General features: G+C 73.1%; 17 protein-coding genes. 16 read left to right on the top strand and 1 reads right to left on the bottom strand.

All coding sequences use genetic code 11. The annotated features are described in order from the left end of the window. Window positions 1–335 precede the first annotated feature (335 nt). The 14 genes from ACYQ02_RS03270 to ACYQ02_RS03205 all read left to right on the top strand — a co-directional run bounded on the left by ACYQ02_RS03270 (window position 336) and on the right by ACYQ02_RS03205 (window position 16,822). Window positions 336–1,304 (top strand): S1C family serine protease, encoded by a 969-nt coding sequence (locus ACYQ02_RS03270; protein WP_460039001.1) that lies wholly within the window; start codon window positions 336–338, stop codon window positions 1,302–1,304. Window positions 1,305–1,618: 314 nt separating this feature from the next. Beyond that, complete coding sequence (locus ACYQ02_RS03265; RefSeq protein WP_460039000.1) at window positions 1,619–2,089, top strand: YwhD family protein; 471 nt, start codon at window positions 1,619–1,621, stop codon at window positions 2,087–2,089. Window positions 2,090–2,792: 703 nt separating this feature from the next. Then, a complete protein-coding gene (locus ACYQ02_RS03260; RefSeq protein ID WP_460038999.1) occupies window positions 2,793–4,184 on the top strand; it encodes a putative sporulation protein YtxC in 1,392 nt (463 codons plus the stop codon). Between the two features lie 134 nt (window positions 4,185–4,318). Beyond that, window positions 4,319–4,918 (top strand): DUF445 domain-containing protein, encoded by a 600-nt coding sequence (locus ACYQ02_RS03255; protein WP_460038998.1) that lies wholly within the window; start codon window positions 4,319–4,321, stop codon window positions 4,916–4,918. 840 nt (window positions 4,919–5,758) lie between these two features. Continuing rightward, the gene (gene thrS, locus ACYQ02_RS03250; protein WP_460038997.1) at window positions 5,759–7,690 is read left to right on the top strand and encodes a threonine--tRNA ligase; all 1,932 of its coding nucleotides are present in this window, start codon (window positions 5,759–5,761) and stop codon (window positions 7,688–7,690) included. A gap of 184 nt (window positions 7,691–7,874) precedes the next feature. Continuing rightward, window positions 7,875–9,533, top strand: coding sequence for an ABC transporter substrate-binding protein (locus tag ACYQ02_RS03245; RefSeq protein WP_460038996.1), 1,659 nt, complete (start codon window positions 7,875–7,877; stop codon window positions 9,531–9,533). Window positions 9,534–9,810: 277 nt separating this feature from the next. Then, window positions 9,811–10,821 carry an ABC transporter permease gene (locus ACYQ02_RS03240; RefSeq protein ID WP_460038995.1) on the top strand — a complete coding sequence of 337 codons (1,011 nt, stop codon included), beginning with the start codon at window positions 9,811–9,813 and terminating at the stop codon, window positions 10,819–10,821. 40 nt (window positions 10,822–10,861) lie between these two features. Beyond that, on the top strand, window positions 10,862–11,764 hold the full coding sequence (nikC, locus tag ACYQ02_RS03235; RefSeq protein WP_460038994.1) for a nickel transporter permease: 903 nt from the start codon (window positions 10,862–10,864) through the stop codon (window positions 11,762–11,764). 461 nt (window positions 11,765–12,225) lie between these two features. Continuing rightward, entirely contained in the window at window positions 12,226–12,807 is a 582-nt protein-coding gene (gene infC / locus ACYQ02_RS03230; RefSeq protein WP_460038993.1) for a translation initiation factor IF-3, read from the top strand. 123 nt (window positions 12,808–12,930) lie between these two features. Beyond that, complete coding sequence (rpmI, locus tag ACYQ02_RS03225; RefSeq protein ID WP_460038992.1) at window positions 12,931–13,128, top strand: 50S ribosomal protein L35; 198 nt, start codon at window positions 12,931–12,933, stop codon at window positions 13,126–13,128. 60 nt (window positions 13,129–13,188) lie between these two features. After that, the gene (gene rplT, locus ACYQ02_RS03220; RefSeq protein ID WP_460038991.1) at window positions 13,189–13,548 is read left to right on the top strand and encodes a 50S ribosomal protein L20; all 360 of its coding nucleotides are present in this window, start codon (window positions 13,189–13,191) and stop codon (window positions 13,546–13,548) included. Window positions 13,549–13,672: 124 nt separating this feature from the next. After that, window positions 13,673–15,142, top strand: a complete 1,470-nt coding sequence (locus tag ACYQ02_RS03215; RefSeq protein WP_460038990.1) for a TrkH family potassium uptake protein — start codon at window positions 13,673–13,675, stop codon at window positions 15,140–15,142. A 27-nt stretch (window positions 15,143–15,169) separates the two neighbouring features. Beyond that, window positions 15,170–15,829, top strand: coding sequence for a potassium channel family protein (locus tag ACYQ02_RS03210; RefSeq protein WP_460038989.1), 660 nt, complete (start codon window positions 15,170–15,172; stop codon window positions 15,827–15,829). A gap of 90 nt (window positions 15,830–15,919) precedes the next feature. Continuing rightward, on the top strand, window positions 15,920–16,822 hold the full coding sequence (locus ACYQ02_RS03205; protein ID WP_460038988.1) for a TrmH family RNA methyltransferase: 903 nt from the start codon (window positions 15,920–15,922) through the stop codon (window positions 16,820–16,822). 179 nt (window positions 16,823–17,001) lie between these two features. Here the strand turns inward: ACYQ02_RS03205 and ACYQ02_RS03200 are convergent, their stop codons facing one another. After that, on the bottom strand, window positions 17,002–17,286 hold the full coding sequence (locus tag ACYQ02_RS03200) for a TFIIB-type zinc ribbon-containing protein (protein ID WP_460038987.1): 285 nt from the start codon (window positions 17,284–17,286) through the stop codon (window positions 17,002–17,004). A gap of 1,371 nt (window positions 17,287–18,657) precedes the next feature. Between ACYQ02_RS03200 and pheS the strand changes: the two genes are divergently transcribed. Next, window positions 18,658–19,722 carry a phenylalanine--tRNA ligase subunit alpha gene (gene pheS / locus ACYQ02_RS03195; RefSeq protein WP_460038986.1) on the top strand — a complete coding sequence of 355 codons (1,065 nt, stop codon included), beginning with the start codon at window positions 18,658–18,660 and terminating at the stop codon, window positions 19,720–19,722. A 158-nt stretch (window positions 19,723–19,880) separates the two neighbouring features. After that, window positions 19,881–22,490, top strand: coding sequence for a phenylalanine--tRNA ligase subunit beta (gene pheT / locus ACYQ02_RS03190; RefSeq protein WP_460038985.1), 2,610 nt, complete (start codon window positions 19,881–19,883; stop codon window positions 22,488–22,490). The last annotated feature ends 21 nt before the right edge of the window (window positions 22,491–22,511 follow it).

Here is a 22,511-nt window from a genome sequence, read left to right as displayed (position 1 = left end):
CCCTTGTTCGTTCCCTACGAACGCCCGTTGGCTCGGCATCCGGTGGCGACCGCGTCGCGCCGCCTTGCCGCATGGTGGGCCTGGGAAGCCGGGCGGGCGTGGCGCCCGTCATTGACCGTGTTACCAGGGCAAGCGTAGAATGAAGACAAACGTCAGTGATAGTCAAAGTCGTCCTGCGAAGGAGCCGCATGCCGCCGAGGCGAAAGGCCTCCGTGGCGTGCGGTGCCACGGCGCGCCCCGGGCCGCGCGGCGGCGCGGGGCGCGCCCGCCGGCCGGGAGCGCGGGCCGGTGCCCGCGCTCCCGGCGTTGCTCCTAGGGAGAGAGGAGGCTTCGGAGTGACCGAGCCCTGGATGGACCCCGTGTCCCAGTGGATCACCCGCGCGGTGGAGGCCGTGAGCCCCTCCGTGGTGCAGATCGCCCGGCAGCACCGGCGCGGTGGCCGTCGCCTCATCGATGCCGTGGGTTCCGGCTTGATCTGGCGCTCCGAGCCCGACCGCAGTCTCATCCTGACCAACGCCCACGTGGTCGGTCGCGCGGCGGAGGTCACGGTGCTCCTGCCATCGGGCAAGCGCGTGGTCGGCACGGTGGCGGGCCGCGACCGGCTCTACGACGTGGCCGTCGTCGAGATCCCGGCGGGTCGCCTGCCGGCTGCCCAGCTGGGCGACTCCCGGAACCTGAAGCCGGGCCAGGCCGTCATCGCCGTCGGCAACCCCTTCGGCCTGGGGACCACGGTCACCATGGGGATCATCTCCGCCGTTGACCGGTCGCTGCCCACGCCCCAGGGCACGCCCCTGGACGGCCTGATCCAGACCGACGCGCCGATCAACCCCGGCAACTCGGGCGGTCCGCTGGCGCTGCTGGATGGCCGGGTCGTCGGGTTGACGACGGTCAAGCTGGAGGGCAACGGCCTCGGCTTCGCCGTGCCGATCCACCTGGTGGAGGCCATCGCCGGCCAGATCCTCCAGGAGGGGACCGTGCGTCACCTGTGGCTGGGCATCCAGGGGTACGCCGAGGTGATCGACGACAACTGGGTGCGCACCTTCGACCTTCCCGCCGACCGGGGCATCGTCATCACCCGCGTGATGCCCTCGAGCCCCGCGGAGAAGGCCGGCCTGCAGGTGTTCGACATGATCGTGGCGGTGCAGGGGGAACATGTGGACACCATCGGGGACGTCCGCAAGCGGCTGGTCGGCCGCCGGCCCGGCGACCAGCTGGAGGTGACGGTGCTGCGCGGCGCCGAGCTCTTCCGCGTGCCCGTCCGCCTGGAGGAGATGCCCGCCCGCAGGCCGACCCGGGACAGCTGAAGGGGTGATGTCCCTTGGCGATGGGCGAAGCCCGATCCCCGCACCCCAACCCACCGGGATCCGGCTCCGGCGTGGCCGGGGGACGAACCGGCCCCGGCGCCGACCCCCGCCGCGCCCCGGGGCCGGCGCCGGACCCGGGCGGCGGGCCGGGGGTTGACCGTCCCGCCACAGCCGGAGGGGCCACAGCCGGAGGGGGCAGGCCGGACGCGGCCGGGGCGCCGGTGATCCAGGCCGGCCAGGTTCCGGTTACCCCCGGCCCAGGCGGTGGAACCGGCGCCGGCGCCGGCGCCGGGCGGCCCCAGGGCGGCGGCCCCATGCGGCTTCAGCTGGTGGGAACCCGCAGCGGGCCCCACAGCCACCTGGGCGGGTTGGCCGCCATCCTGGTGGATGGCGACGAGGCCCAGGTGTCCCCGGGCGCGCTGCACGCCAAATCGCCCGTGGAACAGGGCGTCCGCTGGGTCGACGACCCCTCCCAGGTGCCGTCCGGCCGCCCGTACTGGGTGGTCTGGATCGCCCAGGGCGGTGGCAGCGGGCGCGGCGTCCGGGGAGCGGTCGCCAGCCCCATGTGGATCGACCGGGAGGCGATGGTGGGCTACAAGCAGCTGGCCCGGCATGTCAACGACATGTCCCGGGCGCTCAAGGGCGTGATCGACCTGGGTGAGCTCACCCCGGCCCAGCGTCGCGCCGTGGGGCGGGCCATCCGCAGCCGGGCCCCGCAGGTGTGGGAGGCGACGGACCCCTCGGTGCGGGCTGCCCTGGGCGGGGAGGAGGAACCGGGCTCCTGACGGTTTCCAGACGGCGCCTTCTAGGGGCGCCTTAATTTTGTTCATTGCTATTTTTGTTCATCGCCTTATGTACACGGCACTGCTGATATTGCCCTTGCCTTGAGTTACCCTTGCCATTTTCGCTTGCGCACAGCTCACGATGGGCTCCTGCCTGCCAGCGGCCTTGAACGCCCATGCAGCTCTGCACGCCGCCTGAACGGCGACCCTCCTGTTCCTCCCGTCTTGCCCGCCCGAACCTTCCGCCCCGCCCCGAACCTTCCGCGGGCAACCGGCGGCGCCCCCGCCGTCTCCCGCGCCGGCCGGCCATCGTCTTCGTTCTCGCGGTCCCCTCTCGGAACGCGGGGAACAGCCCCTGTCTCCGTGCGTTGGCTTTTTGCGCCGGCAGGACCCCTCACGGCCGCCGCCCGGCCGGCGACGGGCATGTCCGCCGCCAGCCGCCCATATCCGTGAAAGGGGAGGGCAGCGACCCGCGAAGGGCTCTGGCCCGGGGAGAAGGGCTCTGGCCCGGGGAGGCCGCTTGCGCAGGGCGGCGGCCCCGGAGGGCTCTGGCCCGGGCACGACCGCGCGCTGCTCGGATGAGCGGCCCGCGGAGGCCTCCGGCCGGACCAGGGCCGTGTGGCTCGCGGCAGCGGCCCGCGGCGGCGTCGATCGGTTGACCCGCCGCCGGGGTGCTCACACTACGGAGGAGGCGGGGAAGGGAGCGATGGAGATGTCCGATCTGCTGGTCATCGGGACCGCCCAACCGCCGGACTCCTTGCGCCAGCGACTGGAGCAGGAGGTCGCTGCCTTCACGCCCCTGGCGACGGCCTGCGGACTTCAGCCGCCCCAAATCAGCGAGCACCAGCGCGGGACCTGGTACTTCCTGGCGATCCAGCGACCGCTGCCTCCCGGCCGCGGCCAGGGGCGAGGCGGTCGCGGGCGCTCGAGCGGCCGCATGACCCCGGCCGGCCTCGGCTGGACACCCGACGGCCTGGTCGCCGGTGGCGCCGGCAGCGGTGGAAGCGGGCCGGCGCCGGCCGGCGGGGCCGGGACCGGGGCGCCTGCCATTCCTACCGGGGGAGCGGGCCACCCCGCGCTGCGCTACGACTTCAGCGGCCTTCTCCTCGGAGGAACCGGCTGGCTGCCGGGCGCCGCCCTGTCGCCGGCCCGCCATCCGGGCGGGCGGCCCTCCGCCGGCCGCAAGGGCCCGGCCGGTTCGTCCCGGACCCGGCCGGGAACGGGCAGCGGCTCGAGGGCCCCGGGGCGCGAGGCCTGGGCTGGTGGGGGCGAGCCCGACGGGGCGGCCGGTGAAGGCGCCGGGGCCCCGGGGGCCGGTTCGTCCGGCGGGACGGCGGCCGCCAGCGCCGACGAGGCGGCGCCCCTCTTGCGGGACTGGGACGCCCGGGTGGTGCGGGCCCTGGTGGCCTACATCCACGACGAGCACCGGTGGCACCTCATGCAGCGGCTGGTGACGCGCCGCTACGCCCACCTGACGCCGGAGGAGCGGGCGCAGGCCCTGGCCTATGCACGCCGGCACCTGGCGGCCACACCGGCCCGCGACGGGGAGCTAAGGCACCGGCTGGGTCGCCAGGTGGCGGCCTACCTGGAGGGGGCCGGGCTCCTGCTGATCGACGGCTTTCTGCGCTTCCGCTGCCGCGACTACGTGGAGGCCCTGGAGGTGGCCGTCGACCGGGCGGTCGACGAGTACCTGCTGGACCGGGAATACCGGGATTTCGTGGGGCTGTTGCGCCAGTTCGTCGATTTGCAGGTGCCGCGGCTGGAGGTCGTCCACGTGGTGGTGGAACCGTCGGGCGCCTTCACCCTGAGTGACGAGGAGGGGCGGCCGGTCTCGCTGCCGCCGGGGGAGGGGTGGGCCCCGGCTCCCGGCGATGGCGTGGCCCCCGATGCCGGGGACGCGCTGCTCAGCGCCCTGGTCACGGTGGCGGCCCGGCGGTTCGTGGTCCACCTGCGCCGGCGCGGCCAGGGTCTGGCGGGGGAGACCCGGGACATGCTGGAGCAGGTCTTCGGCCATCGGATCGAGGTGTGTGGGGGGTGCGCCCGCTGCCGATCCCGGCAGCGGCGGCCCGCCGTGCCGGCACCGTCGTCGGTGCGTTGAAGGCCGGTCCGCGCCGGCTGACGACCCCCGCCGGCTGACGACCCGCGGCGGGCGATGGCGCGGGGCGCCGTCCGACGGGCGGCGCCCCCGGCGTTCCCGCGGCCGTGGTATAGTGGCGGCCGGGAGGGACGCCTGTGGACTCCGCGTGGCTGACCCTGCCCGTCACGGGCGGGCTGATCGGCTGGGCCACCAACCGGGTGGCGATCTGGGCCCTGTTCCGGCCCATCCGCCCCTGGCGGGTGCCGGGTCTGGGCTGGACCCTGCAGGGCCTCCTGCCCCGCCGTCAAGCGGACCTGGCGCGGGCGCTGGCGGAGACGGTGGAGCGGGACCTGCTGTCGGCGGCCGACGTGCGCGAGCACCTGCGGCGGCTGCCGCTGGAACGGGCCGCCGCCGACGCCGTCGCCCGCATGGTCCGGGAGGCGGTGCTGGCCCGCCTGCCCGCCCTGGTCCCCCGGGCCTGGTCCCTGCAGCTGGCCGACCGCATCGCCCAGGAGGCCCGGTTGGAGGTCACCCGGCGTTTCCCGGAGCTGGCCGAAGGCTTGCTGGCGGCGGCGGAGGAGGGGCTGCGGCTCGGTCCCGTGGTGGAACGCAAGATGCTGGACCTCGACCCCGCCGGCGTCGAGGCCCTGGTGCTGCGCCTGGCGGGGCGCGAGCTGCGCTTCGTGGAGTGGTCCGGCGCCGTCCTCGGCTTTCTGGTCGGCCTGGTGCAGGCCTTGCTGGTCACCCTGGGATGATGGCCGGCCGGGTCCCACGGCGGAGGAACCGGGCCCCCGGACCCGTGTCTTCACCGTGAAGGTCCCGCGACGGGCGCCGGAGACCGGTGGCGCTGATCCGGGTCCCGCGCCGTCAAGGTCCCTCGGCTCATTCCAGGGATCGAAACGGGCTCGCCGGGCCGGTGCCGGAGGCTTTGCCGGCGCCCAAAGGTTGGCTATAATTCGGGCAAACCCCAGGCCCGGCCGGGCCGGGCCTGTCCATGGCGATGAAGGGGACACGGCCGGTGGATCGGCACCGCCAGAGACGGCGGGCCCCCCGTGGCGGCCGGCGGGCGTCGTTGCCGCCCGGCGCCGGCGGGGGGCTGGAAGCCCGCCCCGGTTGACGGCCGCCGGTCACCACCCCGGAGTCGCCGGTCCCAGGTGCGGCCAACCGGAAGGCAAGGGACGGGGACGGCGTCCCAGGCCCCTGCGCGGGCTGGGTGCACGCCGCTCTCCAGGGCGGTGAGCGGGCCTCGCAGCCTGGCACCAGCCTCTGCCAGCTGGGCGCCCACGCCGTCAACGGCCGCCCGAGGACCGGCCGGCTGCCCCCGTTATCGGGCCTCGAGAGGGTGCCCAGACCGCACCGCAGGCGGACGGGGTGCGCGGAAGCCGCAGCGGACGCCCCCTAGCCCGCGCGGCCCCTGGGTACCAAGAAGGGTGGAACCGCGAGGCCGCCGGGGCCTCGTCCCTTTGGGGACGAGGCCCCGTTCCTCTTTCGGGGGTCCACCGTGATGGGCCCGTCGTGGTGGGTCCATCGTGGTCGTTTCCGTCATCGTGGTCGTTTCCGTCGCTGTTTAGACACCTGTGGGGTGGTGAGGGACGTTGGACGAACCGGCACGCATCGTGGTCGAGCTGCCCGACGGCAGCCGGCGGGAGGTGCCCCGCGGCACCACGGCCCTGGACGTCGCCCGGGCCATCGGCCCGCGCCTGGCCCGGGACGCCGTGGCCGCCCGCTGGAACGGCCAGGTCATCGATCTCAACCGGCCGCTGGAGGGCGACGGTCGCCTGGAGATCTTGACCTTCGCCGACGAGGCGGGACGGGAGGTCTACCGCCACAGCACGGCCCACCTGATGGCCCAGGCGGTGAAGCGCCTCTGGCCCGAGGCCCAGCTGGCCGTGGGGCCGCCCCTGGAGGACGGGTTCTTCTACGACATCCAGACGCCGCGGCCCCTGACCCCGGACGACCTGGAGGCCATCGAGCAGGAGATGGGCCGGATCGTCCAGGAGGACCTGCCCATCCGCCGGCGGCCCGTCTCCCGGCAGGAGGCCCTGGACCTCTTCCGGCAGCGGGGCGAGCGTTACAAGGTGGAGATCATCGAAGCGATCCCCGAGGACGAGCCGCTGACCGTCTACGAGCAAGGGGAGTTCGTCGACCTCTGCCGCGGGCCCCACCTGCCCTCCACGGGCCGGATCAAGGCCTTCAAGCTGACCGGCGTGGCGGGCGCCTACTGGAAGGGCGACGAGACGGGGCCGATGCTCACCCGCATCTACGGGACCGCCTTCCCCTCCCAGCGGGAGCTGGAGGAGCACCTCCAGCGGCTGGAGGAGGCGAAGCGCCGGGATCACCGCCGGCTGGGGCCGGAGCTCGACCTGTTCCACTTCGAGGAGGTGGCGCCGGGTTACGTCTTCTGGCATCCCAAGGGCGCCACGGTCTACCGCCTCCTCGAGCAGTTCTCCCGGGAGCTGCAGGCCCGCTACGGCTACCAGGAGGTGCGGACGCCCGAGATCCTCAAGGTCGACCTGTGGCAGCGGTCGGGCCACTGGGAGCACTACCGGGACAACATGTTCCTGATCGAGCGGGAGGACGCCCTCTTCGGCGTCAAGCCGATGAACTGCCCCGGCCACTGCCTGCTGTACCGCAGCCGGATCCGGTCCTACCGGGACCTGCCCCTGCGGCTGGCGGAGTACGGGCGGCTGGCCCGCTTCGAACGGTCGGGCACCCTCCACGGCCTCTTGCGGGTGCGGGGCTTCGAGCAGGACGACGCCCACCTGTTCGTCCGGGAGGACCAGATCGAAGAGGAGATCGGCCGCGTCCTGGAGCTGGTCGACACGATCTACGGGACCTTCGGCATGCCCTATGAGATCAAGCTGGCCACCCGGCCGGAGAAATTCATGGGCGAGCCGGCCCTCTGGGAACGGGCGGAGGCGGCCCTGGCCCGGGCTCTGGAGGCGGCGGGCCGCGACTACACCCTGGCGCCCGGCGACGGCGCCTTCTACGGTCCCAAGCTGGACTTCTACGTCATCGACTCCCTGGGACGCCGGTGGCAGACGGCCACGGTCCAGCTGGACTTCCAGATGCCGATCCGGTTCGACCTGACCTACGTCGATCCAGCCGGCCAGGAGCAGCGGCCGGTGATGATCCACCGCGCCATCATGGGCTCGCTGGAGCGGTTCATCGGCATCCTGATCGAGCACTACGCGGGCGCCTTCCCGGTATGGCTGGCGCCGGTGCAGGTGCGGGTGCTGCCCGTCAGCGAGCGGCACCATGACTACGCGCGCCGCGTGGAGGAGCGCCTGCGGGCGGCGGGGGTGCGGGTCGAGGTCGACGCCCGCGACGAGAAGCTGGGCTACAAGATCCGCCAGGCCCAGGTGGAGAAGGTTCCGTACATGCTGGTGGTCGGCGACCGGGAGGCGGAGAACGGGGAGGTGGCGGTGCGCAGCCGCGACCGGGGCGACCTGGGCAGCCAGCCGCTGGAGGCCTTCGCCCGCCAGGTGGAAGAGGCCATCGCCCAGCGCAAGGGCAACCCGGCTTGAGAAGGCTGGGGGACGGTCCGATGGCTGGTGCGGCCACCAGCAAACGGTGGCCGCACCGCTTCTCGGAAGGAACCTTGTCCGGGGCGGCGAATTCCAGTCCATCACGGACCCGGTGCCGGGCCGGCGGCAGAGGCCGCGGCCCGGCAACCTCTGATTCCCCGGGCCGATGGTGAGGGGGGCTGTGATGGTGAGGATGTGGCGGCGGCGCCTATCGGTGCTGGCGCTGGTGGCCGTCCTGGCGATCCTGGCCACGGCGTGCGGTGCGCCGGCCCAGCCCTCAGGCGAGGGCGGCGGCGGAAGCGGTGGAGGGGGCGGCGATCAGGGCGGCCTGCCGGCCGACACCCTGGTGTGGGGGCGCGGCGGCGACTCCGTGTCCCTGGACCCGGCCAACGTGACCGACGGTGAGTCGTTGAAGGTCACCCACCAGATCTATGACACCCTGGTGGAGTTCAAGGAGGGCGGCACCGAGGTCGAGCCCTGGCTGGCCACCGACTGGGAGGTCAGCGACGACGGCAAGGTCTGGACTTTCCACCTGCGCCAGGGCGTCACCTTCCACGACGGCACGCCCTTCAACGCCGAGGCCGTGGTCTTCAACTTCGAGCGGTGGATGAAGTCGGACAACCCCTACCGGCATGAGGGCGAGAACTTCGAGTACTACGCCTACATGTTCGGCGGCTTCGACGAGGACTCGATCATCGAGAAGGTCGAGGCGGTGGACGAGTACACCGTCCGCTTCACCCTGCGGGAGCCGCTGGCGCCCTTCCTGCAGAACCTGGCAATGCCCTGCTTCGCCATTGCCAGCCCCGAGGCCATCAAGAAGTACGGCGCGGACTTCGGCCGTCACCCGGTGGGCACGGGTCCCTACAAGTTCGTCGAGTGGATCCCGGACCAGCAGATCACCCTGGAGGCCTACGACCAGTGGTGGGGCGAGCCGAAGCCCAAGATGAAGCGGATCGTCTACAAGTCGATCAAGGATAACGCCGCGCGGCTGGCCGAGCTCATGGCCGGGACCATCGACGTGATGGAGGACCCCAACCCGGCGGACCTGCCCACCGTCGACACCAGCCAGTTCGAGATCCTCTACCGGGACGCCAACAACGTGGGCTACCTGGCGCTGAACAACGACAAGGAGCCCTTCAACGACGTCCGGGTGCGCCAGGCCATCGCCCACGCCATCAACAAGGAGGAGCTGGTGCAGGCGTTCTGGGGCGAGCTGGGCCAGGTGGCCAAGAACCCGATGCCGCCGGCCATGTGGGGCTACAACGACTCGATCCAGGATTACGAGTACAACCCGGAGAAGGCGAAGCAGCTGCTGGCCGAGGCCGGCTACCCCGACGGCTTTGAGACCGAGCTCTGGGCGATGCCCGTGCCGCGGCCCTACATGCCCCAGCCGGAGCAGATCGCCGAGGCGATCCAGCAGCAGCTGGCGGCGGTGGGCATCAAGGCGGAGATCGTCCGGCACGAGTGGGACGTCTACCTGGAGAAGACGGGCAACGGCGAGCATCCCATGGCGCTGCTGGGCTGGATCGGCGACAACGGCGACCCGGACAACTTCCTGTACGTGCTGCTCGACAAGGACAACGCGCGCACACCGGGCGCCGGCAACATCTCCTTCTACCGGAGCGACGAGGTCCACCAGCTCTTGCTGCGGGCCCAGCGCACGCCGAACCAGGAGGAGCGGGTCCAGCTCTACATGCAGGCCCAGGAGATCATCCACCGCGACGTGCCGATGATCCCGCTGGCCCACGCCCGCTCGCCCATCATCGTGCGCAAGGGTGTCGAAGGCCTGGTCCCGAGCCCGCTGGGCAGCGAGAAGTTGCACAAGGTGTCGGTCACCCGCTGACCCTCTAGCGGGCGGGCGGTGGGCGCTCGGAGCCGGCCCGGCCCCGCGGCCACCAGGGGGCAGCGATCGAATGGGCGACGACCCGGGATACGGCGGCAGGCCGGGGTGGGGACCCCGCCCCGGCCTGCGCCTTGCCCGGGGCCGGCGGGCCGGCGAGAAGGGTGGGGCGAAGGGTGGCGCGGCCCCTCCGGCCATCTGCCACCTTCGGTGCCCCCGCCGGGGACCGGTGGGGTGACCCTCCGCCCGGCGCCGCCGGCGGGAAGAGCGAGGCGAGAGCGTGCTGCGATACGTGATCAAGCGAGTTCTGCTGCTGATCCCCACGCTGTTTGGCATCTCCGTCGCGGTCTTCGGATTCCTCTACCTGATCCCCGGGGATCCGGCCCAGGCGATCCTGGGGGAACGGGCGACGCCGGAGATGCTCGCCCGGCTCCGGGAACAGATGGGGCTCAACGATCCCTTCTGGGTCCAGTACATGCGGTTTGCCGGCCAGCTCCTCCACGGAGAGCTGGGCCGGTCCCTGCGCAGCGGCCTGCCCGTCAGCCGGGACATCGCCGTGCGGTTGCCGGCGACCATCGAGCTGACCTTCGCGGCCATGCTGGTGGCCATACCCCTCGGGGTGCTGGCCGGCGTGATCGCTGCGGTGCGGCGGCGTACGGTCCTCGACTACGGCGTGATGGCCGGCTCGATGGTCGGCGTGTCGATGCCCATCTTCTGGCTGGGGCTCGTGATGATGTACTACCTGGCCGTCGACCTCAAGTGGCTGCCGCCGTCGGGCCGGCTGTCCGTCGAGTTCGAGGCCCAGGTGCCCTTCATCACCGGGATGTACCTGGTGGACACCCTCCTGGTGGGCAACGTCCCGGCCTTCGTCGACGCGGTGCGGCACCTGGTGATGCCCGCCCTGGCCCTGGCCACGATTCCGGCGGCCTTCATCGCCCGCATGACCCGTTCCAGCTTGCTGGAGGTCCTGCGGCAGGACTACGTGCGCACGGCACGGGCCAAGGGGCTGATCGAGCGGATCGTCACCCTGCGCCACGCCCTGCCCAACGCCATGCTGCCGGTGTTGACGGTCACGGGCCTGCAGGTCGGCAGCCTGCTGGGCGGGGCGGTGCTGACCGAGACGATCTTCTCCATCAACGGCGTGGGCCGGTACATCGTCGACTCCATCAGCTACCGGGACTACCCGGCCGTCCAGGGAGCGGTCTTCTTCGTGGCGACCCTGTTCGTGCTGACGAACCTGGTGGTCGATCTGCTCTACGCCCTGGTCGACCCGCGCATCCGCTACGACTGACGGGGCTGCCGGGCCTGGCAGCGGTGACGGAGGGACATCCATGGCAGCCTTGAGGCAGGACCTGCAACCCACAGCGCCGATGCCGGCGGCCCCGGCCCTGCCCGTGGGCCGGGGCTTTTGGAGGCGGTTCTTCGCCCACCGGTCGGCGGTCCTGGGCGGCGGCATCGTGCTCGCCTTCGTGCTGGTGGCCTTGCTGGCCCCCCTTTTGGCACCGTACCACCCGACGGACGACGCCAACCTCATCGAGCGGCTGCAGCCCCCGTCGGCGGAGCACTGGCTGGGCACCGATCACCAGGGCCGGGACATCTTGAGCCGCATCATGTACGGCGCCCGCATCTCCCTGCGGGTCGGGGTCGTGTCCATGTTGATGGCGGCCCTGATGGGAACGGTCTGGGGCGCCCTGGCCGGCTATTACGGCGGCTGGTTCGACATGCTCTCGGGCCGCCTGGTCGACCTGATGCTGGCCTTTCCCAGCATCCTCCTGGCCATCGCCTTCGCCGCCTTCCTGGGGCCGAGCCTGGAGAACACCATGTACGCCGTGGCGCTGGTGGCCGTCCCCCAGTACATGCGCCTCGTGCGCGGGCAGGTGCTCTCCCTGCGGGAGCAGGACTATGTGGCGGCGGCCCGCGCCCTGGGCTTTTCCGACGCGCGGATCATCGTCCGCCACATCCTGCCCAACGCGCTGGCGCCGCTGATCGTCCAGGCCACCCTGGGCGTGGGCACGGCCGTGCTGGACGCGGCGGCCCTGAGCTTCCTGGGGCTCGGTGCCGTCCCGCCCCAACCCGAGTGGGGCCGGATGCTCAACGACGCCCGGACGGTCTTCCGGGTGGCACCGTGGAACATGACCTTCCCCGGCCTGGCCATCATGCTGGTGGTGCTGGGGTTCAACCTGCTGGGTGACGGTCTGCGGGACATCCTGGATCCCCGCTCCCGGGATGACTAGCGGGGTGCCGGACGGGGTTGGAGCCGCGGGCCGGGCCGCTGGGTCAAGATCTGCAACAGCCGGCCAGGGCCTACAACGGGCTGGATTGACGGCCTCTGGCACCGATGCTACAATGCCTCAGGCCAGTCGCATGTTTCTGGGCGGCTGTGACCACGGAGGGCGACAACCGGCAGGCAAGCGGAAGCACGGGCTTCCCACCCCAGCGCGCGCCGAGGGGCGATGAACTGCGACTGGGGTCTCGGGCCGGGCGACGGGGCGGGACGAGCCTCCAGCCGATGCGGCAGGCAAGGGGCGGGGGCGCGGCCGGTCCCGAATCGCCCGGGGGATGGGCGGGCGCCGCTTGCGCCCGTTTTGCTGTTTTTGATGGGCATGTCGTCGTCGGCCGGTCATGGGACGGAGCCCCGCACGGTGGGGTGCCGCCATTCTCGCGGAGGTGACGCGCAATCGTCAGGGACCTGCGCGTGAACGAGCAGATTCGCGTGCGCGAGGTCAGGGTCATCTCGCCCGAGGGCGAGCAGCTGGGCATCTTCCCGACCCACGAAGCCCTGCGCATGGCCTACGAGCGGAACCTGGACCTGGTGGAGGTGGCTCCCCAGGCCCGGCCGCCCGTATGCCGCATCATGGACTACGGCAAGTTCAAGTACGAGCAGGCCAAGCGGGACCGGGAAGCGCGCAAGCGGCAGAAGATCGTCGACATCAAAGAGGTCAAGATGCGGCCGCGCATCGACCAGCATGACTTCGAGGTGAAATTGCGCAACGCCCGGCGCTTTCTCGAGGACGGCGACAAGGTCAAGGCGACCATCATGTTCCGCGGGCGGGAGATCGTCCACGCCGACCTGGGGCGGCAGGTCCTGGAGCGGCTGGCCAAGGCCGTCGAGGACATCGCCACCATTGAGCGCCGCCCCGTGGTGGAAGGCCGGAACATGACCATGGTCCTGGCCCCGCGTCCCCAGGCGACCAGCGCGGCCCGCGCGGAGGCGCGGCCGGCGGCCGGCGAGGGGGCGGCCGGCCCCGCGCCGGCGGGCGACGAATCCCGTGCCTGAGGGCCCGGTGCCCCGGCGCCCGGGATGGACGGACGGGGCGGGGTGCCGGAGAAGGCCGGTTCGTCCCGCGATGTCCCATGACCTGGATGACGCGCCCGATGCCGGGTTAAAGGAGGCAGGCTCATGCCGAAGATGAAGACCCACCGCGGTGCGGCCAAGCGGTTCCGCCGCACGGCGCGGGGCCGTTTCAAGCACCAGCGGAGCAACCGCGGCCACCTGAACGAGAAGAAGACGGCGAAGCGCATGCGGCGCCTGCGCCAGCCGGACGTGCTGGGTCCGGCCGACACCCGCACCGTGCGCAAGCTCTTGCCGTACCAGTGAGCCGCCGGGCCCGGCGGTCGGGTCACGGCCGGCGGGCCCCCGAGTAAGGAGGAAGGTCCCATGCCACGGGTCAAGGGCGGTCCCCGGACGCGCCGCCGTCACAAGAAGATCCTCAAGCTTGCCCGCGGATACTATGGCCGGCGGAGCAAGACCTTCCGCGCTGCCAACGAGCAGGTCTTGCACTCCCTCTGGTACGCCTACCGGGATCGCCGGGCGCGGAAGCGGGACTTCCGCCGCCTGTGGATCCAGCGGATCAACGCGGCCGCCCGCCAGTACGGCCTGTCGTACAGCCGGCTGATGAGCGGCCTGCGCAAGGCGGGCGTGGCGCTCAACCGCAAGGTGCTGGCGGACCTGGCCGTGCGGGACGGTGCCGCCTTCCAGGCCGTGGTGGAGCGCGCCCGCCGGGCCCTGGGTGCATGACGGCCGCACCGGTGAAGGAGGCGGCCCGCCGCGGTGGGCCGCCTCGTTTTTTTCGCTGAAACTCTTCTTCGCTGAACCTCTTTGCCGGGCCAAGGATCGGTGAGGCCGGGAGGAATGGACGTCCATGGCTGAGGTGCACGGGCCGAAGGCGACCGGGGCGCGGGACGGCGGGCCGGAGGCGGGCGACGATCCCCTAGCCCTGCGGTCCGACCCGGAGGCCGGCCCCGGCGGCCGGCGAGCCGCCGCCTACGCCGCGCGGGAACCCAATCCTGCCCGGGTGCTGGCCCTGGGGTTTGCCGGGGTCATCCTGCTGGGCAGCCTGCTTTTGAGCCTTCCCTTTGCGTGGGAGCCCGGCCGCCGGGTGGCCTACCTGGACGCCCTCTTCACCGCCACGTCGGCGGTGTGCGTGACGGGGCTCGTCGTGGTGAACACCGCCGAGACCTTCTCCACAGCCGGGGAGCTCATCATCCTGACCCTGATCCAGGTGGGCGGCCTGGGCATCATGACCATGTCGACCCTCTTCGCCATCCTGGTCGGCAAGCGGATCACCTTCCGGGAGCGGCTGCTGATCCAGGAGTCCCTCGGGCAGCCCTCGCCGGCGGGGATGGTGCGGCTGGTCCTCTACGTCGCCTCGGTCACCGCCGCCTTCGAGCTGGTGGGGGCCACTCTGCTCACCTTGTACTGGTGGCTGGCCTACGACATGCCCTTTGGACTTGCCGCCTACCGCGGCCTGTTCCACGCCGTCTCCGCTTTCAACAACGCGGGCTTCGACGTCTTTGACAGCCGCCGCCCCAGCTTGGAGCGCTTCGTGGGCGACCCGGTGATCACCCTGGTCATCGGCGGGTTGATCGTCGCCGGCGGCCTGGGCTTCACCGTCCTGGCCGATCTGGGCCGGCGCCTCGTCCACCGGCGGCACCGGCTCTCCCTGCACACCCGGCTGGTGCTGGGCACCACCGCCGCCCTGCTGGTCCTGGGCACCGTGCTCGTCGCCGCCGGCGAGTGGTCGAACCCGGCCACCATGGGCGCGCTGCCGGCGGGCCGCAAGCTGTGGGCCGCGTTCTTCCATTCCATCTCGCCGCGCACCGCCGGGTTCAACATGCTGCCCATGGCCGAGCTGACGAGCCTGACGGTGCTGACGACGATCCTGCTGATGTTCGTCGGCGGATCGCCGGCGGGCACGGCCGGCGGCATCAAGACGACGACCCTGGCCCTGCTCCTGGCCACGGTGCGCGCCACCATCCGCGGCGAGGACGAGCTGGTCCTGATGGAGCGGCGCATCCCCACCCTGGTGGTGGCCAAGGCCCTGGCCCTGGCGGTGATCGCCGCCGGGCTGGTCCTGGCCGTGACCGTGGCCATGCTGCTGTGGGATCACCACTCCCTGGAGGCGACGATCTTCGAGGTGGTCTCCGCCTTCGGGACCGTGGGCCTCAGCTTGGGGATCACCCCGGATCTGTCCCCGGTGGGCAAGGTGCTGATCCTGCTAACCATGTACGCCGGCCGCGTCGGCCCGCTGACCCTGGCCGTGGCCCTGACCCAGCGGGGGCGCCGGCCGCGGGCCCTGCGGTATCCGGAGGAACGGGTCCTGGTGGGATGACCGCCATTGGGAGGAGGGGATGGGCCGATGCCCGTCCGGGAGTTCGCCGTCATCGGCCTCGGCCGCTTCGGCCGGGCGGTGGCCACGACCTTGTACGAGATGGGCTTCAGCGTGCTGGGCGTCGATTCCGATGAACAGACGGTCCAGGACATGGTCCAGCATGCGACCCACGTGGTCACCGCCGACGCCACCGATGAGGACGTGCTGCGGTCCCTCGGCCTGCGCAACTTCGACGTGGTCGTCGTGGCCATCGGCGACCTGGAGGCCAGCGTGCTGGTCACCCTGATGCTCAAGGAGATGGGCGTGCGGCGGGTGGTCGCCAAGGCCGTTAGCGAGCATCACGGCCGGGTCCTGCAGCGCATCGGGGCCGACAAGGTCGTCTTCCCCGAGCGCGACATGGGGATCCGCCTCGCCCAGCGCATGGTGTCGGCCCACTTCCTGGACTTCATCGAGGTCTCGCCCGACATCAGCGTGGTCGAGCTGCAGGCCGGCGGCGACATGGTCGGCAAGACCCTGGAGCAGCTGCGGCTGCGCAACCGCTTCCGGGTCACGGTGATCGCCCTGCGGCGCGGCGACGAGGTGATCGTCGCTCCGGGGGCCCAGGCCACCATCGAGGCCCGGGACGTGGTGGTCGTCATCGGCAGCAACGAGAACATCCGCCGCATGCAGGAAGAACTCGGCCTCTGAGCCGGCCGGGGCCGGGCCACCCGCCGGGCTCGGAGGCTGGGGGGCCGGCGGCCCACCGCGGCGCCGGAAAGGAGTCGGGTTCCACAAGCCATGCTGATCACCTCGCCCCAGAACCCGCGGATCAAGCGCCTGCGCCAGCTCCACGAGCGGCGGCACCGGCGGCGCCTGGGGGCCACCCTGGTGGAGGGGCGGCGGTTCGTGGCCGAGGCCCTGGCCGCCGGTCGTCCCGTCCGCCAGGCGGTCTACACCGCCGCCTTCGCCGCCTCGCCGGCGGGCGCCGACCTGCTGGGCCGGCTGGCGGAGGCGGGGACCCCCCTGGCGGAGGTTCCCGACCGCCTTCTGGAGCTGGTGGCCCTGACCGAGACGCCCCAGGGCATCGTCGCGGAAGTGGCCGTGGACGAACCGGCGCCCCTGGACGGCGCCTGGTGGCGGCGGATCGCGGCGTCCCGCCTGCCCCTGGCGATCCTGCCCGACGGGGTGCAGGACCCGGGCAACCTGGGCACCTTGCTGCGGGCGGCGGAGGGGCTGGGGGCGGCGGGGGCGGTGCTGGTGCCGGGTACCGTGGACCCCTTTCACCCGCGGGCGGTGCGGGCGTCGGCCGGGGCGTGCCTGCGGCTGGCCATGGCCCGGGCGGATGCGGCGGCGGAGGCCGCCGCATCCGCCCGGGCGGCGGGCTTGGCCGTCTGGGTGGCCGAGGCGGAGGGCGCCACGCCCTGCTGGGACGTGGACTGGCGGCGCCCCGCCCTGCTGGTCCTGGGCAACGAGGGCGCCGGCGTGAGCGAAACCGTGACCCGGCACGCCACCGGCCTGGTGGCGATCCCCCTGCCCGGGGGCATCGGGTCCCTCAACGTGGCCATGGCCGGGACCATCCTGCTCTACGAGGCGGCCCGGCAGGCGGCCGGGGCGGCGGGGGCGGCGGAGGCCGGGACGGCGGAGGCGGGGACGGCGGAGTCGGCCCCGGGTGCCGGCGGCGCGCAGGGCCAACCCCGCTGAGTGACCCCGGGTGCCGGCGGCGCGCAGGGCCAACCCCGCGGAGCGCCCCCGGCGACCGTCAACCCGCAGGGACAACCCCGCATCCCGCTAAGCGCCCCCGGTGGCCGTCAGCAGGGACAACCCCCCACCCCGCGGAGCGCCCCCGGCCACGGCTTGCGGGTGCGCTTCCCGGGAGCCCTTCAGTCGTCGAAGAAGGGCAGGTCGAAGTCGAACAGGTCGTCCAGGAAGTGCTTGCGCCGCTTGCGCCCGTAGGGGTGGCGGGGATAGGGGGCCTCGTGCCGGGGATCGCCCCAGTGGCGGAAATCCTCCTCTTCCCAGCGCTCGGCGCCGGCCAGCAGCTTCTCTAGCTCTCCCCGGTCCAGCCAGACGCCGCGGCACTCCGGGCACACGTCGATGGTCACCCCGCGGCGTTCCACCTCCCGCATGGGCACGTCGCAAAGGGGGCAGCGCATGGTCTCCTTCACCTCCGGGGCCATCGTACCCGAGGCGGGCCGGGCTGGCCAGACGATGGCGTCCCGCCGCGGGGGTGGAGGGCGGGGTGGAGAGCCCCGATGCGCGGCCGCCGGTGGATTCCCGGCCCGTCGCGGGGACCGCATCCCGCCCGGCGCAAGGCCCCACGACAGGCCAGGATTGGGGGATGGAACTGATGGTGGGGGGCTCGGGAGGGGATGGACATCGGGATGGACATGGGGCCCGGGAGGGAGATGGGCATGGGGATGGAGATGGAGATGGACGATGGAGATGGCGATGGGCTGGGAACCTGGGGGCCCGCTGGTTGTGGGATTTTGCGGCGGCGTGCTATAATGCCCGCAACTGGCAGGCGGCCGCCAGGTAGGGAGAGGTGCGGCAATGGGTCCGCTGACGGCCGACGTCTTCTGGCAGCTGTTCGAGCGCACCGGGTCGGTGGTGGCCTTCCTTTTGTACCGGTTGCTCCTGGGCGCCGACGGCTGACCGAAGCGAAGGCGCCGGCAGCCGGTCCCGGCCCTGCCTCCTAGCCGCCGCGAGCAGAGGGTGACGGGGCCGGTCCGGCGCCGCCGGAGCGGTTCCGGCGGGGGTGGAGCCAGCCCCGCACCCGTTCGAGTTTGCCATCCCCGAAAGCCAGGCAAGGAACGGGACGAGTAGTCCGGCAGGGGCCCGGCAGAGAGGGCGGGCCAGAGGCTGAAAGCCCGCCCGGGCGACGGCCGGATGAAGTTCTCCCGGGAGCCGGCGGCTGAACGGGCGAAGGCCCGCGCCGCAAGGTCCACGGCGCCACCGAGGCATGCACGGGGAGGCACGTCCACCCGGGGCAGTGACCTGCAGGTGCGCCGCCGTAGGACGTCCCCGTGGACGCCCCCCCCTGGACTTGGGGCGTGGCCACCGGGGGCCGGCAGCGGCCGGCCACGAGCGGCCGGGTTGCGGTCGCAGGACGCGGCCCCGCGGGGCCGGCCGGCGGGCCGGTTCGTCCCAGTAGGCCGTTCCGGAAGGGGCCCGTTATCGCCCCAGGGTTGGACGCCGCCCCGCGGCGGCCCCGCCCCCGCCGTGCCCGGAACGTCCGGAACGCCCGGAAGGGCGCGGTCGTGGATCCGAAAGGACGCGGATCCGGAAGGACGCGGTGGTGGAGCGGACCACGGGCGTCGTGGAGGGGACCACGGGCGTGGGGGCCCCGGGAGCTAGGGAGCCCCAAGGGCGCCAACCCGCCGAGGCGCCGGGCCGCGAGGCCGGCGCGAACCAGGGTGGTACCGCGGATCTCGTCCGCCCCCGGAGGGGGCGGCCTTTTCTTTTTTGGCCTGTCTTTTTCACGCGACTTGGCTTCCGGCTTGGCTTCATTCGACTTGGCGAAGTGAGGTGGCAGCAGCGTGTCCCAGGGTGCAGCAGAACGGGGGATCGCCCCGGCCGACCTGGAGGGCATCGCCGCGTTGCAAGGGCAAGCCGAGGCCGCCATCGCCGCGGCGACCAGGCTGGACGAGCTGGAGCGGCTGCGGGTGGAGTGGCTCGGCAAGAAGGGGCGCATCAGCCAGCTCCTGCGGCAGATGGGCAGCCTGCCGCCCGAGCAGCGACCGGCCTTCGGCCAGCGGGCCAATGCCGCCCGGGAGGCGGTGGAAGGGGCCCTGGCCCGGCGCCGCCAGGAGCTGGAGGCCCAGGAGGAGGCCCGTCGCCTGGCCGCCGAGCGCATCGACGTCACCCTGCCCGGCCGGCCCGTGCTGCGGGGACGGCGGCACCCCCTGCGCCGGGTGGAGCTGGAGATCATCGCGATCTTCCGCGGGCTGGGCTTCACCGTGGCCGAGGGCCCGGAGGTGGAGCGGGACTACTACAACTTCGAGGCGCTGAACATCCCGCCCGGCCACCCCGCCCGGGACATGCACGACACCTTCTACCTGACGGAGGACATCCTTCTCCGCACCCACACGTCGCCGGTGCAGGTGCGCTACATGCTGTCCAAGGCGCCGGAGCTGCCGGTGCGGATCATCGCGCCAGGCCGCGTCTACCGCCGGGACGACGACGCCACCCACTCGCCCATGTTCCATCAGGTGGAGGGGCTGCTGGTCGACCGGGGCGTCAGCTTCGCCCATCTCAAGGGCACCCTGGCGGAGTTCGCCCGCCGCATGTTCGGGCCCGAAACCCGCTACCGCTTCCGGCCGAGCTACTTCCCCTTCACCGAGCCCAGCGCCGAGATGGACGTCTCCTGTCCCCTGTGCGGTGGCGCCGGGTGCCGGACCTGCGGGGGCAGCGGGTGGATCGAGATCCTGGGCTCGGGCCTGGTCCACCCGGCCGTGTTGCGGGCCGGCGGCTACGACCCGGAGGTGGTCTCGGGCTTCGCCTTCGGCATGGGGATCGAGCGGATCGCCATGATCAAGTACGACATCGACGACCTGCGCCTGTTCTTCCAGAACGACCTGCGCTTCCTGGCCCAGTTCCGCTGAGGGGACGGCGCGGCGCCGCGATCCGGCGGCCCCGGCCCGGACGCCGCCACCCCGCCGCGGGGCGGCACGCGGGCGGCCGGCGTTGCGGTGGCCAGGGGCGCCGGCGGCGGGACCCGTGTCAGGAAACCCATGCCAGTGACGGTGGGGAGGACCCGACAGTGCGCGTACCGGTCGAGTGGTTGCGCGAGTTCATCGCCATCGAGGAGGATGCCCGCACCCTGGGCGAGCGGCTGACCGCCCTGGGGCTGGAGGTGGAGGCAGCCGGCCGGGTGGCGCCGGAGGCCCGCGGGGTCGTGGCGGCCCGGGTGGAGACGGTGGAACCCCACCCCGAGGCCGAGGGCCTGCGGGTGTGCCGGGTCGATGCCGGGCCGGCGGGCCGGCTGACGGTGGTGACCGGTGCCCCCAACGTGCGGCCGGGGATGGCGGTGGCCATGGCCCTGCCCGGCGCGGTGCTGCCCGGCGGCAGCACCATCGGCGTGCGGGAGATCCGTGGCGTCGTCTCCCAGGGGATGATGTGCTCCAACGCCGAGCTCGGGCTGGGGGATCAGCCGGCCGACAAGGAGGGGCTGGCCGATCTGGACGAACTGGCCGCCGGCGACCCGGCCGGCGTCCCCGCCCCGGGCACCGATCTGGCCGCCTGGCTGGGATGGACCGACGAGGTGCTGGAGCTCAGCCTGACGCCCAACTATGCCGCCCACTGCCAGAGCATCCTGGGCGTGGCCCGGGAGCTGGCGGCCGCCACGGGCCGGCCGTGGCGGTACCCGTGGGAGGCCGGGGCGGGGGCGGCGCCGGGGACGCCGCCGGCTGCGGCCCCCGCGGGGGAGGGCGCAGGCATCGCGGCCGGGGCGGTTCCGGCCGGCCGGTCCGGGGACGGCACCGGTAGCCCCGCCGGAGGGGGCGAAGCGGCCGGCCGGGCCCCCGGGCGGCCGGCGGTCGAAGCGGGCCTGGACGGCGCCTGGCCCGTTCGGGTCCGGATCGAGGACGTCGAGGGTTGCGGGCTGTACGTGGCCCGGATCCTGCTGGACGTCCGCCCCGGGGGGTCGCCCCTCTGGATGCGCCGCCGGCTGGTCGCCGCGGGCATGCGCCCCATCGACCGGATCGTCGACGTGACCAACTACGTCATGCTGGAGCTGGGCCAGCCCCTCCACGCCTTCGACGGCGAGGCGGTGACCGAGCGGACGGTGGTGGTCCGGGCGGCGGCGCCGGGGGAGACCCTGGAGACCCTCGACGGGCGCCGGCGGCCGCTGACCGGCGAGGACCTGGTCATCGCCGACGCCCGGCGGCCCATCGGCCTGGCCGGGGTGATGGGCGGCGCCAACTCGGAGATCACGCCGGCAACCCGGGTGGTGCTGCTGGAATCGGCGTGGTTCGACCCGCGCCGGATCCGGCGGACCGCCCGCCACCACGGGCTTTTGACCGAAGCGGCCCAGCGCTTCGAAAAGGGCGTCGACCCCGAGGGGGTGCGGCGGGCGGCCGACCGGGCCATGGACCTGTTCCGCCGGGTCGGGGCGGGGCGCCCGGTGCCCGGCGCCGCCGTCGCCCAGGGCCAGGTCTTCTCGCCCCGCCGGCTCCCCTGGCGGCCCGAACGGCTGCGGCAGTGGCTGGGCGTGGACCTGGACGATGCCACCCTCGCGGACAGCCTCCGGCGGCTGGGCTTCGCCGTCGATGCCGCCGCGGGGGAGGTGGGGGTGCCCTCCTACCGGACCGATGTGGAGGGCGAGGTCGACCTGGCGGAGGAGGTGGGGCGGGTCTACGGGCTGGACCGGATCCCCGCGGTCTTGCCCGGCGGCGTCCCGGCGGGCGACGAGGTCTCGCCGGCGCTGGCCCTGACCTGGCAGGTGCGGGAGTCCCTGGCCCGCGCCGGGGCCCAGGAAGTGGTGACCTGGGCCTTCACCCGGCCCGCGGTGTGGGACGGGTTGCGCCTGCCCGCCGGCCACCCCTGGCGCCGGGCCATCCCCCTGCTCCATCCCCTGGCGGAGGAACACAGCCTGCTGCGCACGACCCTGCTGCCCGGGCTGCTGGACGTTCTGGCCTACAACGCCCGCCGGCAGCAGCCGGGGGCCCTGGTGTACGAGGCGGGGGCCGTGTTCGTCCCGCACCGGCTGCCGCTGGAGGAGCTGCCGGCCGAGCCCGTGCGGGTGGGGCTGGCCGGCTACGGTGAGCTGGGCGGCCTGCACTGGGCGGCGCCGGCCCGGCCCGTCGACTTCTTCACCTTGAAGGGCGTGCTGGAGGCCCTCCTGGACGAACTGGGCATCCCGGCCGGCCTGTGCCGCTGGGAGCGGGTCGAGGAACCGTGGCTGCACCCGGGCCGGGCGGCCCGCCTGTGGGTGGACGGGCGGCCGGTGGGCTGGCTGGGCGAGCTGCACCCCCAGGTGGCGGCCGCATGGGATCTGGCGGGCCCGGCCGGCCGGCCTGTGGCGGCGGAGCTGGAGCTCGAGGCCCTGCTGCCGGCCGTGCGGCCGGTGCCGGCGTACCGGCCCGTGCCCCGCTTCCCCGCCATCCGGCGGGACATCGCCGTGCTCGCCCCCCAGGACCTGCCCGCGGCCACCATCGCCGGCCGGATCCGGGAGGCGGCGGGGCCGCTGCTGGAGGCGGTCCACCTGTTCGACCGCTACACGGGCGACCCGGTGCCCGCAGGGCAGGTCAGCCTGGCCTTCGCCCTGATCTACCGGTCACCGGACCGGACGCTGACCGATGCCGAGGTGGACGGGGTGCACGGGCAGGTGCGGGCGGCCCTGGCCGCCCTGGGGTTGACGCCCCGCTCCTAGCCGGCCGCCCCGCATGGGGGG

Source organism: Thermaerobacter litoralis (assembly GCF_054654595.1).
This window is presented reverse-complemented; position numbering and strand designations above follow the sequence as displayed.

Excerpts from the sequence above, each read along its gene's own strand:
- ACYQ02_RS03265 (WP_460039000.1), top strand. The coding sequence starts at position 1,619 with ATGCGGCTTCAGCTGGTGGGAACCCGCAGCGGGCCCCACAGCCACCTG.
- ACYQ02_RS03260 (WP_460038999.1), top strand. The coding sequence starts at position 2,793 with ATGGAGATGTCCGATCTGCTGGTCATCGGGACCGCCCAACCGCCGGAC.
- ACYQ02_RS03245 (WP_460038996.1), top strand. The coding sequence starts at position 7,875 with ATGGTGAGGATGTGGCGGCGGCGCCTATCGGTGCTGGCGCTGGTGGCC.
- nikC (WP_460038994.1), top strand. The coding sequence starts at position 10,862 with ATGGCAGCCTTGAGGCAGGACCTGCAACCCACAGCGCCGATGCCGGCG.
- rpmI (WP_460038992.1), top strand. The coding sequence starts at position 12,931 with ATGCCGAAGATGAAGACCCACCGCGGTGCGGCCAAGCGGTTCCGCCGC.
- rplT (WP_460038991.1), top strand. The coding sequence starts at position 13,189 with ATGCCACGGGTCAAGGGCGGTCCCCGGACGCGCCGCCGTCACAAGAAG.
- ACYQ02_RS03215 (WP_460038990.1), top strand. The coding sequence starts at position 13,673 with ATGGCTGAGGTGCACGGGCCGAAGGCGACCGGGGCGCGGGACGGCGGG.
- ACYQ02_RS03210 (WP_460038989.1), top strand. The coding sequence starts at position 15,170 with ATGCCCGTCCGGGAGTTCGCCGTCATCGGCCTCGGCCGCTTCGGCCGG.
- ACYQ02_RS03205 (WP_460038988.1), top strand. The coding sequence starts at position 15,920 with ATGCTGATCACCTCGCCCCAGAACCCGCGGATCAAGCGCCTGCGCCAG.